At 41.5% G+C, this 383-nt stretch carries 1 protein-coding gene; it reads right to left on the reverse strand.

The features are described from left to right. Positions 1-383: amidohydrolase family protein (locus KH400_RS22110; RefSeq protein ID WP_217228308.1), on the reverse strand; the 383-nt coding region annotated here is incomplete at both ends.

Here is a 383-nt window from a genome sequence, read left to right on the forward strand (position 1 = left end):
CACATCCACCATGAATCAATGTATTTTCTTCACAATGTGCAACAATAGCCATATTCATTTCTGCCGCTTTTTTCATCGCTTGAAGCATCATGTCTGCAGATTGGACACCCACACCGTCATCAGTAAAAGCAAATGCACCAGCTTCTTTTAATGCTTCGAAATCTGTTAATTCTATTCCTAATTGTCTTGTCGTAATTGAAGCATAAGGCAAAACACGAACATGCCCTGTAGATTGAATTCGTTCTTGCAGCCATTCCATTTGTTCTTTCGTATCCGGAACTGGTCTTGTGTTTGGCATAGCTGCAATTGTAGTAAAACCACCAGCAGCTGCTGATTTCGTTCCAGTTTCAATCGTCTCTTTCTTCTCTCCACCTGGCTCACGT

Source organism: Desertibacillus haloalkaliphilus (assembly GCF_019039105.1).
In the GTDB taxonomy this organism is placed as follows: Bacteria; Bacillota; Bacilli; order Bacillales; family KJ1-10-99; genus Desertibacillus; species Desertibacillus haloalkaliphilus.